This window comes from Halalkalibacter urbisdiaboli, assembly GCF_002156385.1.
GTDB lineage: Bacteria > Bacillota > Bacilli > Bacillales > Bacillaceae_D > Halalkalibacter_A > Halalkalibacter_A urbisdiaboli.
The window spans coordinates 349,247-361,488 of record NZ_MVJM01000003.1; the positions used below are offsets into that span (position 1 = coordinate 349,247).

At 36.5% G+C, this 12,242-nt stretch carries 14 protein-coding genes; 11 read left to right on the top strand and 3 right to left on the bottom strand.

What is annotated here, in order from left to right; translation table 11 throughout:
- Positions 1 to 16: 16 nt before the first annotated feature.
- Positions 17 to 907 carry a COX15/CtaA family protein gene (locus B1R93_RS16000; protein ID WP_088104967.1) on the bottom strand — a complete coding sequence of 297 codons (891 nt, stop codon included), beginning with the start codon at positions 905 to 907 and terminating at the stop codon, positions 17 to 19.
- A gap of 428 nt (positions 908 to 1,335) precedes the next feature.
- Between B1R93_RS16000 and cyoE the strand changes: the two genes are divergently transcribed.
- The 6 genes from cyoE to B1R93_RS16030 all read left to right on the top strand — a co-directional run bounded on the left by cyoE (position 1,336) and on the right by B1R93_RS16030 (position 6,975).
- Entirely contained in the window at positions 1,336 to 2,274 is a 939-nt protein-coding gene (cyoE, locus tag B1R93_RS16005) for a heme o synthase (RefSeq protein WP_088104968.1), read from the top strand.
- Positions 2,275 to 2,359: 85 nt separating this feature from the next.
- Entirely contained in the window at positions 2,360 to 3,388 is a 1,029-nt protein-coding gene (gene coxB, locus B1R93_RS16010) for a cytochrome c oxidase subunit II (RefSeq protein ID WP_088104969.1), read from the top strand.
- Between the two features lie 31 nt (positions 3,389 to 3,419).
- Positions 3,420 to 5,288, top strand: coding sequence for a cytochrome c oxidase subunit I (ctaD, locus tag B1R93_RS16015; protein WP_088104970.1), 1,869 nt, complete (start codon positions 3,420 to 3,422; stop codon positions 5,286 to 5,288).
- Between the two features lie 3 nt (positions 5,289 to 5,291).
- Complete coding sequence (locus B1R93_RS16020) at positions 5,292 to 5,924, top strand: cytochrome c oxidase subunit 3 (protein ID WP_088104971.1); 633 nt, start codon at positions 5,292 to 5,294, stop codon at positions 5,922 to 5,924.
- Positions 5,917 to 6,261 carry a cytochrome C oxidase subunit IV family protein gene (locus B1R93_RS16025; protein ID WP_088104972.1) on the top strand — a complete coding sequence of 115 codons (345 nt, stop codon included), beginning with the start codon at positions 5,917 to 5,919 and terminating at the stop codon, positions 6,259 to 6,261. Before B1R93_RS16020 ends, B1R93_RS16025 begins: the two co-directional genes overlap by 8 nt.
- A 156-nt stretch (positions 6,262 to 6,417) precedes the next feature.
- Positions 6,418 to 6,975, top strand: a complete 558-nt coding sequence (locus B1R93_RS16030) for a DUF420 domain-containing protein (RefSeq protein ID WP_088104973.1) — start codon at positions 6,418 to 6,420, stop codon at positions 6,973 to 6,975.
- A 77-nt stretch (positions 6,976 to 7,052) separates the two neighbouring features.
- On the opposite strand, the gene ytvI is transcribed toward B1R93_RS16030, so the two are convergent.
- Positions 7,053 to 8,111: a sporulation integral membrane protein YtvI gene (gene ytvI, locus B1R93_RS16035; protein WP_088104974.1), complete on the bottom strand. Its 1,059-nt coding sequence runs from the start codon at positions 8,109 to 8,111 to the stop codon at positions 7,053 to 7,055.
- Positions 8,112 to 8,281: 170 nt separating this feature from the next.
- Here ytvI and B1R93_RS16040 point away from each other — a divergent pair, with 170 nt between their 5' ends.
- Positions 8,282 to 8,734, top strand: coding sequence for a TcaA NTF2-like domain-containing protein (locus tag B1R93_RS16040; RefSeq protein ID WP_088104975.1), 453 nt, complete (start codon positions 8,282 to 8,284; stop codon positions 8,732 to 8,734).
- Positions 8,735 to 8,765: 31 nt separating this feature from the next.
- Here the strand turns inward: B1R93_RS16040 and B1R93_RS16045 are convergent, their stop codons facing one another.
- Positions 8,766 to 9,113, bottom strand: a complete 348-nt coding sequence (locus B1R93_RS16045) for a YugN family protein (RefSeq protein ID WP_088104976.1) — start codon at positions 9,111 to 9,113, stop codon at positions 8,766 to 8,768.
- Positions 9,114 to 9,303: 190 nt separating this feature from the next.
- On the opposite strand from B1R93_RS16045, the gene safA reads away from it, so the two are divergent.
- The 4 genes from safA (at position 9,304) to B1R93_RS16065 (ending at position 12,191) form a co-directional block, all read left to right on the top strand.
- Positions 9,304 to 9,918, top strand: a complete 615-nt coding sequence (gene safA / locus B1R93_RS16050; RefSeq protein ID WP_425348967.1) for a SafA/ExsA family spore coat assembly protein — start codon at positions 9,304 to 9,306, stop codon at positions 9,916 to 9,918.
- A gap of 293 nt (positions 9,919 to 10,211) precedes the next feature.
- On the top strand, positions 10,212 to 11,300 hold the full coding sequence (locus B1R93_RS16055) for a CAP domain-containing protein (protein WP_165763856.1): 1,089 nt from the start codon (positions 10,212 to 10,214) through the stop codon (positions 11,298 to 11,300).
- Between the two features lie 181 nt (positions 11,301 to 11,481).
- Positions 11,482 to 11,919, top strand: a complete 438-nt coding sequence (ylbD, locus tag B1R93_RS16060; RefSeq protein ID WP_088104977.1) for a spore coat protein YlbD — start codon at positions 11,482 to 11,484, stop codon at positions 11,917 to 11,919.
- Between the two features lie 14 nt (positions 11,920 to 11,933).
- Positions 11,934 to 12,191 carry a YlbE-like family protein gene (locus B1R93_RS16065; RefSeq protein WP_088104978.1) on the top strand — a complete coding sequence of 86 codons (258 nt, stop codon included), beginning with the start codon at positions 11,934 to 11,936 and terminating at the stop codon, positions 12,189 to 12,191.
- The last annotated feature ends 51 nt before the right edge of the window (positions 12,192 to 12,242 follow it).

Below are 12,242 nucleotides of genomic sequence, written 5' to 3' on the forward strand. Positions count from 1 at the left end.
CGGCTGTCATTTTTTTCTAACGACTTCTTGTCAAAATCATTCCGATGTAACAAAGTGTTGAGAATAACAATGAAATAATAAGAGCATGCAAAAGGCCAACTTGTAGCGAATTTTCTGTAAAGACAACGAGGATTCCGCTTGTAAATTGAATGAGAACAAAAATTAAAGATAGAACACTTGCCCAAACTAGAACTTTTTCATGCTTATACTTACGTAATACCCAAATAACAAGAACTAATAGTAGCAGCAAAAGGAGCGTCGCAACAATTCTGTGAAAGTAGTGAACGCCGATTGGACCGGCCATTTCAGGAAATAGTTGGCCATTGCATGTTGGAAAACCAGAACATGCAAGAGTCGCTTGAGTATGTTTAACATAGGCACCAGAATAAATAACGGCGTAACAATAGGTAATCACAAACAGGAAATAATATTTAAATCTTGTTGAGACGATTGGTGTAACCTTGAGTTGACGTCCATCTTCAAAAGCAAGGATCATTAGTAAGAGAACTGAAGCAAGTGACATAGCGGAAATTCCAAAGTGTAAAGCTAAAATAGCTTTTGATTGACCGAATACAACGGCACCTGCACCTAGTAAACCTTGAAAAATAATAAGGAATACAGCTAAAATCGACATGAGACGAGCTTCTCTAACATGAGAAAGTTGTCGCCATGCCCAAATGGCTAGGATTATTACTAAAACGCCAACTAGTCCAGAAACAATTCGATGGCTATATTCAATTATCGTCTCAATTGCGGGGTTCGCAGGAATTACTTCACCAAAGCAAAGTGGCCATGTTGCACCACAGCCTTCTCCTGACCCGGTTTTTGTTACTAAAGCACCTTGTAATAGGACGATTGTTAAACCAATCGATGTTAAAATACTAAATAGTTTTAATCGTTTATGCATGGTTGTCACCATTCCTTCTATAAAAATGACTAAAATTAATTACGGTTTTCCTTATATATAATAGTAGAATAACGTAATTTCTAATTTACACCATAGAAAAGCGACATTCCTACTCGCAGAAAAATCGACTTTTTTTATAATCTCATATTAATTTATTTTGATATGTGCTAGAGTTAGCAGAGGATTTAACGAATCAATCTTACATCTGATCATAAAAACAAATGTTCGAAAAGTCAATTTGTTAAACGTGAATTATTTATGGATAGTTATAAATGTGAAGATAATGTGAAACTCAGGATTTTGATGAAACAAAGTAGATTTTGAGATATAATGTGATCGTGACTGATCTTAGGTGAGCTAGATCACACCTAATTGATTTTTGTAGAAATGTTTGGTCTTGGTTAATTCTACAAGGGGGGTGAAGATTGATGAATAAGACCAATACAGCGCTAAATGCGTCAGAGGTAATAAAAACTGGTCCAGATTCATCAGTTTCGGTTGTTCAGGAAAAATCGTGGAAAGACTACCTTGTTTTAGCAAAACAAGGAATTGTCACATCGAATTTAATTACGACCTTTGCTGGTATTTATTTGGCGGCAGTATATACAGGTTCAAGTATTGGGTCACATCTTTATACGATGTTTTTTGCTTTAATCGGGGCAGCGCTTGTGATGGCTGGTGGATGTACCCTTAACAATTTTATTGATAGAGATATTGATCCTATCATGGAACGTACGAAGGACCGACCATCTGTAACAGGACGATTTTCCGGTAAGCATATTTTAACAGTTGGACTTCTACAGTCAGCACTAGGTATGGTATTTCTTGCTTTGACAACTGCTACAGCTGCTGTAATCGGACTCATTGGTCTCTTTATATACGTAGTTCTTTATACAATGTGGACAAAGCGAACAACTTCTCTAAACACGATTGTTGGAAGTTTTTCTGGTGCTGTTCCTCCACTTATCGGTTGGGCAGCAATTGATGGGGGACTTCATTCGTTTGCTTGGTTGTTGTTTTTTATTATGTTTTTTTGGCAGCCGCCGCATTTCTTAGCACTTGCTATGAAGCGTGTTGAAGAATACCGTGCAGCTGGTATCCCAATGTTACCGGTTGTTGCTGGGTTTGAGATGACGAAACGACAAATTGTTGTCTATGTTGCAGCATTACTACCCGTTTCGTTAATGCTTTATCCGTTTGGAATCGTCTATACTGTTGTAGCAGCTATTCTTGGAGTAGGTTGGCTCGTTCTAGGACTTGCAGGCTTTAAAATGAAAGACGATATTAAATGGGCTCGCTTGATGTTTGTTTATTCGTTAAATTATTTAACGATTCTCTTTGTTCTTATGGTCATTGTTCATATTTAATTCGAATAGGGTTAGAGGTTCAATGATTATAAATATATTTAATTGAAGTTGAAACTTATGGATGAAAGTGAGGTTGGATTGTCAGATGAAACTTTGGAAAACTGCATGGCGTTTTCTACCATTTTCCTTACTCCTATTATTTCTGACGGGATGTTTGGGAGAAGAAAACTTAACTACTCTTGATCCAAAAGGGCCACAATCAGCATGGTTATTGGATAATATGCTTTTATCCCTTTATGTAATGGCTCTTGTATCAATTGTCGTATTTGCTATCTTTTTCATCATTCTTGCAAAATATCGCCGTAAGCCTGGTGATGATGAAATTCCTAAGCAAGTACACGGAAGTACGGTTCTTGAAATCACTTGGACTGTAATTCCTATTATTTTACTTGCAATCTTAGCTGTCCCAACAATTACAGGTCAATTTATGTTGGCAGATAAGGAGCCAGATCCTGAGGTAGGAGAAGACACAGTCTATATTAAGGTGACTGGTCATCAGTTCTGGTGGCAGTTTGATTACGAAAACGAAGGATTTACTGCTGGTCAAGAAGTATACATACCAGTAGGTGAGAAAGTTATTTTTGAACTTCATGCACAAGATGTATTGCACTCATTCTGGGTACCAGCTCTTGGTGGTAAAGTTGACACTGTACCTGGTATCACTAATCATCTATGGTTAGAAGCTGATGAACCTGGTACTTACAAAGGTAAGTGTGCTGAATTATGTGGTGCGTCACATGCTCTAATGGACTTTAAACTAATTGCTTTAGAACGTCCTGAATATGATGCATGGGTTGCAAGCATGCAAGAGGAAGTAGAAGCTCCAACAGACCCAGTATTAGCACAAGGTTATCAAGTATTTGAAGAAAACGGCTGTATTGGCTGTCATGCTGTTGGCGGAACTGGCTCTGCTGCTGGTCCAGTTTTCACTAATTTTGGTGATCGTTCTGTTATTGCTGGGTATTTAGAAAATGATGCAGAACATATTGAGGCTTGGATTCGAAATCCTCAAGAATTAAAGCAAGGAAATAAAATGCCAGCATTCCCTCAAATTAGTGAAGAAGATATGGATGCACTTATTGCCTATTTACAATCACTAAAAGTTAGAGAATAGGGGAGAAATTGATTAGAAGGAGGTAAACCCATTGGCTACACACAAAAAAGAAAAAAGTGTCATCTGGGATTGGTTAACAACCGTTGACCATAAAAAGCTCGGAATTATGTATTTAATTGCGGGGGCGCTTTTCTTCGTAAAAGCTGGGATTATGGCATTATTTATGCGTATCCAGCTTATGTATCCTGAAATGAATTTCTTAAGTGGTCAAACATTTAATGAATTCATTACAATGCATGGTACGATTATGTTATTTTTAGCAGCCACCCCATTACTATTTGCGTTTATGAACTTTGTTATTCCACTACAAATTGGTGCTCGTGACGTAGCGTTTCCTTTTGTAAACGCATTAGGGTTCTGGATTTTCTTATCTGGTGGATTTTTACTTAGTTTAAGTTGGTTCTTCGGTGGTGGACCTGATGCAGGTTGGACTGCGTACGTTCCATTATCTAGCCGTGACTATGCAGGGCTTGGCCTTGATTTTTACGTTTTAGGTTTACAGGTTGCTGGTATCGGTACGCTTATTTCAGCGATTAACTTCTTAGTTACGATCGTAAACATGCGTGCACCAGGAATGACAATGATGCGTCTACCACTATTTGTTTGGACATCATTTATTACATCAACACTTATTTTATTTGCGTTTACCCCACTTGCAGCTGGTCTTGCATTACTAATGCTAGATCGCATGTTTGATGGTCAGTTTTTCATTCCAAACATGGGTGGTAACGTAGTATTATGGCAACATATTTTCTGGATTTTTGGTCACCCAGAAGTTTATATTCTAGTATTACCTGCTTTTGGTATCATTTCTGAAGTTATACCAGCGTTTTCTAGAAAGCGTCTCTTTGGATATACTGCGATGGTATTTGCTACGATGATTATTGCTTTCTTAGGATTCATGGTATGGGCTCACCATATGTTTACAGTTGGTATGGGTCCAGTCGCTAACTCAATTTTTGCAATTGCGACAATGACAATTGCAGTTCCGACAGGTATTAAAATCTTTAACTGGCTCTTCACTATGTGGGGAGGGAAAATTACATTTAACACTGCAATGCTTTTTGCATCTTCATTCGTACCAACATTCGTATTAGGTGGGGTAACAGGGGTTATGTTAGCAATGGCTCCAGTTGATTATTTGTACCATGATACTTATTTTGTCGTGGCTCACTTCCACTATATTATTGTTGGTGGTATCGTACTTGCATTATTTGCTGGATTATTTTATTGGTATCCGAAGATGTTTGGTCACAAACTAAATGAAACGTTAGGAAAGATATTTTTCTGGACTTTCTATATCGGTTTCCACTTAACATTCTTCATTCAGCATTTACTTGGTTTAATGGGAATGCCACGTCGTGTGTTCACATACTTAGCGAATCAAGGCTTAGATACATTTAACTTTATTAGTACAATTGGTACATTCTTCATGTCTGCTGGGGTTATTATATTAGTAATCAATATTATTTACTCAGCAGTTAAAGGTGAGCGAGTAACGGTTGCTGACCCATGGGATGCTCGTACACTTGAGTGGGCAGTTCCTACACCAGTACCTGAATACAACTTTGCTCAAACACCGCAAGTTCGTTCATTAGACCCATTATTCTATGAGAAAGTTCATGGTGATGGTACAATGAAGCCGGCTGAACCACTAGCGGATATTCATATGCCAAACGGTTCAATTTTACCTTTAATTATGTCAGTTGGTTTGTTTTTCGCTGCCTTCGGACTTATTATGACGGAAATGGATAATCCAATTATGAATGGCTGGGTAGTAATGGTGATTGGTTTTATCATTACATTTGGATCGATGTTTGTTCGATCTGTGAAGGAAGACCATGGTTATCATATTCCAGTTGAGCAAGTGAAGAAAGACCTTAAGAAAGGAGGAAACTAGATTATGGCCGGAACAATTGATACTTCAAAAGGTTTGCCGTCTCATCCTGAGAGAGCGACTCTGGAAGCTAAAAATAAATTTCTCGGTTTCTGGTTCTTCCTTGGTGGTGAAACAATATTATTTGCGACGTTTTTCGGAACATTCCTAAGCTTACGTAATGGTACAGCTGATGGTCCAGCGTCACAAGATCTATTTCATTTGGATTTAGTTTTTATTATGACGATGCTGCTGTTAACAAGTAGTTTAACAAGTGTTCTTGCGATGTTTGCGATGAAGAAAAACAACTTCAAAAGCTTAATCGGTTGGATGATTGTTACCGTTCTTCTCGGACTAGGCTTCCTTGGCTTAGAAATTTACGAGTTTTATGTGTATGTGAATCATGAGGGACTTGGATTCTCCACAAGTGCATTTGCATCATCCTTCTATTCTTTAGTCGGATTGCATGGTGCCCACGTAACGTTTGGTATTGCTTGGATTGTTGTTTTACTTTTCCGTTATGCCAAAACAGGAATTACATTGACAAATGCGCCTAAGTTTTACCTTTTCAGTCTTTATTGGCACTTTATTGACGTAGTTTGGGTATTCATCTTTACTGTTGTTTACCTATTAGGAGTTGGAGGTGGAACACATGGCTGATAATTTAAGCCAACCATTTGAAAAAAGTGCGATGACACCTGAAGAAAGACGTCAAATGAAAAAAGAAATCAAAAAGCAAATTATTGTGTTTGCTCTGATGATTTTCCTTACAATTCTCGCATTTTTAGCAATTGGTAGTGACCTTGTCCCACGTTCGTTTGGTGTACCATTTGTGTTAATTTTAGCTGTGATTCAATTTATCATGCAGTTAGTATTTTTTATGCATCTTAAGGATAAGGATCATGGTTGGGCAACTGCCTTTATGATCTCTGGGATTTTTGTTACAGTTCCTACAATTGCAGCTCTTATGTTGCTTGTTGGAGTAGTAAAATATTAATGATAGACGAAGTTCTCGCTGGCTGTCAGCGAGAACTTTTTTAAGATCTTTACTTTTAAGATTTTAAGATTTGTTCATGATTTTGTAAAAGCAAATGGGCGTGTTTTAGTTACGTCATTGTTATAATAGAAGAAGTAGAAAGGAGCTGTATCTATTTTGAGACAAAGTGAACAGGATGTTTTACAAACTTCTCGTAAAAAGAGAAATTATAAACCATTTATTATTATTGTAACCATTGTCATTAATGGTCTTGTATTTATTCTTTCTGGCTTGCCACCCGTGGAGAACTTTAATGCTTTTGATGTTAAGATTCTTCCGCTTTTAAATGCGATTTTAAATAGTTTTACTTTTCTATTTTTACTAGCTGCTTTGATTGCAATTGTAAATAGAAAAATAACCATGCATCGTCGTTTTATTTATGCTGCATTTACAACGACAACTTTGTTTTTAGTTACGTATGTAGGGCACCACTTTTTATCTGAATCGACACCTTATGGTGGAACGGGTATTATGGCAGGAATTTATTACTTTATTTTAATTACACATATTATTTTAGCAGCTATTATCGTACCACTTGCACTAACGTCTGTTACTCGTGCTTGGAACATGGAATTAGAGAGACATCGCAAAATAGCGCGTTGGACAATGCCGATATGGTTATATGTGAGTTTAACGGGTGTACTCGTATACATTATGATTTCTCCATACTATTAAAAGAAAAAGCAAGTTGAGTTCAAAACTCAACTTGCTTTTTTTAGCATTTTTACATTATACGATAATTGTTTTTCTATTTATATTTTGAAATTCATTTTTATAATCCCTGCTTCTTTAGCTGAGGTAAAGGCGATAACGATAAGTGGTCCAATAATAAAGCCCATTACCCCAAAGAACATTAATCCTAAGTACATAGCAATAAGTGTAGCCAAAGGTGATAATCCAATATGATGGCCCATAACTTTAGGTTCCACTGTTCTTCTTATTATAAGTAATACAGCGGCCAGGATCAGAAGCTGTGTTCCTGTCCCGACATTACCGGCTATTAACTGAAAAATCGCCCAAGGTGCTAAAATGACAATTGAACCGATAAGTGGAATAAAGTCGACGAGCCAAATGATAAATGCCATTAAGAGCGCAACTTCAGGAGCTATGATTAATAAACCAACTAATGAAACAATGAAGATGATAATACTAACTAAAAATTGAGCTTTAAAAAAGCCCCATACAACGTAAGAAAGCCGAGATGTCATAAAGTTTACCTTGTCTTTTGTTCTTTCGGATAGGTAAGCATATATTTTCTCTTTTATTCTAGGTAATTCAAGCATAAATAAAAAGAGTGCAATAAGGTAGACAATAAACGTTACTAAATAACCAGGTATACTTGAAATGACAGAGGTGACGTCCGTTATTAGATTTCGGTCACTAATCGTTGAACGTAACTCGTTTAACGCTCTTGTTACTTGAAGATTAATTTCTTGTACTACTTCTGGTGGTAACGTTTCGTATTTTTCTTCAAGGTCACGTTGAAAGTTCAGCCAAGCCCGATTTAAATCATTTATATATTGTGGAAAGTTTTCAACAACATCGGTTCCTTGTGTAATGGCTTTTGTTGTTATAAAATAACCACTTAGTCCAATGAAACAGACGAAGATGGTAAAGACAATCATAACAGCAATGTTTCTTTTCATTTTCCCTTTTCGGTGCAGTGTGTTTACAGCCGGAGATAAAATCAGTGCTGTAACCAAAGCAGCGATTAATGGAAGAGACACTGGTAAGATAAAATAGGCTGCTACTAGAAAAATAAGAATGGTTATTACGAGCACAATAGAACGTTTGGTAAAAAAAGCTGCCAATTTGAAACCCCTCTCTACTACATTAGAAGCTCTTTTTATTATAGTATGAAACAACATAGATTGAACAGGCAAAACGATTGAAATTACTAAGATTGTTCACATTTTTTCTAGAATGATCAGGTATCGGTTTATGATATAATCGTCGAAGGAGACATGATGGGAGTAATCAGATGAAAAAAACGATATGGCTGCTTTTTTTGGGAATAACGATGGTGCTGTTGGTAAGTTGTAATAATGAGCCGAAAGCTTTACTAGAGGTTTCTGATGAAGAGGCAACACTAGTTTCTAATTTTGTTACGGATTACAAGATGACAATGGTTGAAGCAGTAAATAGTGGCGATTTTAACGAATTGGAATCTTATTTAATTACCAATAATAGCTTTTATCATTCTTTAAGACGTTATGTTAGTGATTTACAACGAGATAAAGTGAAAAAAAGGTTACTGCATTTTGAGGTTAAAAATGTATTTAAAACGGAAGATGGTCAATGGTTTGCCGATGCAAATGAGAGTGTGGAATTAGACGATAATAATCATATGAAAACGGAAGAACGTTTTGTCCGTTTTGAATTGATTGAAAAGGATACTCAATCGTTCCGAATTGTAACGATTAAAAAGCAATAAAACCTAGGGCTAAAAATAGCCCTAGGTTTTATTATGCTTCTAAATTAGTTTTTAATAGTTCTAATTTTTTATTGGACTTATCGACAATCGCTTTAGGAAATGTTTCGCCCTCATATTCAACACCATGAGGATAATAGTGTTTTCCTAAAATAGGTGTCATCAGTTTTACAATAGCGTCATCATGTGGAATCTCACCCTCAACTGCATAGGCAGGAACACGAAGGTAATACACATCATCTTTTATGACCATTTTATAGTCAAAAGTTACGCGCTGGTAGTCCCACTGTCCAGCATGAACCAAACCAATTGATTCAGCGGCATGGCGTAGTGTTTCAAATCTCAATTCTTTATCTGCAATCTCAATGTGGTCAAATTTCACCAGGAACCCTCCTTATTTCAACAAACATTTTCCTCTACTAATGATAGTATGAAAAGCTTTCACTTGCAACGAATTAATGGTGAATGTTTTATGGCAAACCATTCTTTTCTGTTTTTTTTGCAGTTTTTTGCAAGATTTAATCAAATAAGGCCAAACTATTTACGAATAGATGACGTTAGGAGGAACAGAATTGAAAACATTAGTAAAATCGATGGTACTTATAGTTGTATTAACGCTACCTGCCTTTGTTCAAGCTCAAACGACGACGACTCATACAGTAGCTCCAGGTGACACGATGTGGAAAATTGCTGTTCGCTATCAGGTTGGATTGTCTGAGATTATTGAAGCAAATCCTCATATTCAAAACCCTAATTTAATTTATCCTAATCAAAAGATAACCATTCCACTTTCAGATAATGTTAAAAGATTAGAACAGCAAGTGGTCACCTTAACGAATCAAGAACGAGCAAAAAATGGGTTGTCGCCGCTTCGTGCAAATTGGGAACTAGCCCGTGTAGCTCGTTTCAAGTCAGCAGATATGAGGGATAAGAATTATTTTTCACATACTTCTCCTACATATGGCTCTCCATTTGATATGATGCGTAATTTTGGTGTTAATTATCGAAACGCTGCTGAAAATATCGCAATGGGACAACAGACGCCTGAACAGGTAATCCGTGACTGGATGAATAGTGAGGGGCATCGAAGGAATATTTTAAGTCAAGATATTACTGAAATTGGTGTAGGCTATGCTCAAGGAGGCAATGGAAGACATTATTGGACGCAAATGTTTAGACGACCATAAAAAAGAATAACAGCTATCTCGGTGTACCGCTCTAGTTATTATCGGTACACCTTTTTTATGAAAAGGATCTTTAAAGACAAGGAGGTTCTATGAAAACTGTTTTAGTTTAACAACGACATTATGACAAAGTAAAATTTTCTTATTTGTTTCCTGTATGTAGAAATTTTAAAACACAATAGAACCTTTCGACACCTTCATTTAAGCAGTGACAGAAGGTTACATAGTTAGTGAAAGGAAAAGCTATCTTTCATTGCGAAATAGTTTTGTAAGAACATAAGGAAAGAGGCGAAGACATGAAAAGAAGAATCGTTCTTGCGGCTTTTTTAGTGTTGTTTTTATCTGTTTCACTATTTGAATTTTTTTTCGAAGATAAAGTGAAAAAATGGTTTAATCAAACGAGTGATGAAAGGATTGAAGTTGAGGTAGCGGAATTGCAAAATGAAGAGGTAATGGCAAGCGTGCCAGAAACGAAAAGAGAAGAAGAGAACATTGTACAAAGACTTGAAGAAGGTGATTTAATTGGCGAAGAAAGTCAAGATATTTTAAAAGAATATGGAGAGCCTGTACGAATCGACCTTTCTGCGTATGGATATGAGTGGTGGATCTATCATTTATCTAATGAAACATTCTTTCAAGTTGGTATTGAAGATGATAAAGTAGTAACGGTCTATCTTTCTGGAAGAGGATTTGAGAAAAATTCAGTTTTGGGAGAAACCTATGAAAATTTGCAGGAAACACTAAACTTTCAACAAGAAGTAACTGTTAAAGCTGGACATGGAACTTACAAATTTGAGCTGACAGAAGATGATTTACGAATGAGACCTCTTACGAAAGATGGCGAAAACTGGGTTCAGCTATATTTTGATACGTATACTGAAGAATTAATGAGCATGCGTTTAATGAATGAAGAGGTTTTGATTAACCAGAGACCGTATTCTATCTCTTACCGTGGAACACTTCCGGAATTAAAAGAATTTAGTGAAGAAGAGTGGAAAAAGATCGAAGCAGGCAATGAAAAACAAATTTTTGAATTAACAAATATTATTAGAAAAAAGCATCAACTTGAACCTTTTGAATGGGAAGAAGAAGTTGCGGAAGTTGCTTTTGCCCATAGTAAGGATATGAGTGATGATGATTATTTTTCCCACACTTCTCCTACGAAGGGGAAATTATCGGACCGATTCGTTCAAGGAGATGTCCCTTTTAAGTTAGCTGGTGAAAACATTGCAGCTAAATATGTAGATGGACTTGCAGCGGTAGAAGGTTGGTTAAATAGTGAGGGTCACCGTGTTAATCTTCTTCATGAGGAATTTACACATTTGGGTGTTGGAGTGTATAGAGATTATTATACGCAAAACTTTATGACACCGTGGCAACCATAATTGGAATATTTAATAAGTATTTAACGCTAAAACACTTGGATATCCAAGTGTTTTTCTGATTAGATGCAGTTTTGAATGTACTCGATAAAAAAACATCAAAATTTTTAAAAATGGGCGAACAACGGACTGGGCGTCTTTGTAGACTATAGTAAGAATGTAAAGGAAGGGGAGGGTGCGTAAGATGGTACAAAAGGAAAACTTACATCCTTCTGTTAAGCAATTTAAAGAATTTGTTCATCAACACCCTTTAATTATGAAGGAAGTGTCAAACCAGAAAAAGTCTTTACAAGAGTTTTTCGAAGAGTGGTCAGTACTAGGACCAGAGCATGAGCAATGGGAGCAATACAAATTAAACAGTGAGTCAGAAACTAAAAGCGTAGAACAGCCAGAGAGTGAATCAGATTCAGAAGAAGGGAATTCTAAAGGTCTAAATGAAACCTTTGGTCAACTTTTTAACGTTCTTAAACAAATGAATGTTCAGGATTTACAAGCCCATCTCTCTCAATTTAGCTCAGTATTAGCAAACATTCAACAGGTGATGCAGTCTTTCCAACGTCCAACTTCCGACAAACAGAATCATCAACAAGATTCAGACCCATTTTCTTTCAGACGAGATTAGAGGAGGGAAGCCTAATGAGAGTAGAGGTTCAAAGATTTTTAGAACAGAAGCCGGAATTAAGACAATATATAAGGTTACACCCTATCTGGTATCGTAAATTAAGTAGAAATCCCGGCGAGTTATCTAATTTGGAAAAGGAAGCAAATTATTTTTATGGTCGTACGCTCCCACAGCGTGTGGAAAAAGTACAAAATAATTTAGGGCTAGTAATGATGTTAATGGAAATGCTACAGCAAACAAATTTCAATCAAAACGAGGGGTCAGCTCATTAGTTGAAAGTCAGCTAAAGCTGGCCCATTTTCTTTGAACTCCTTTTTAAATAG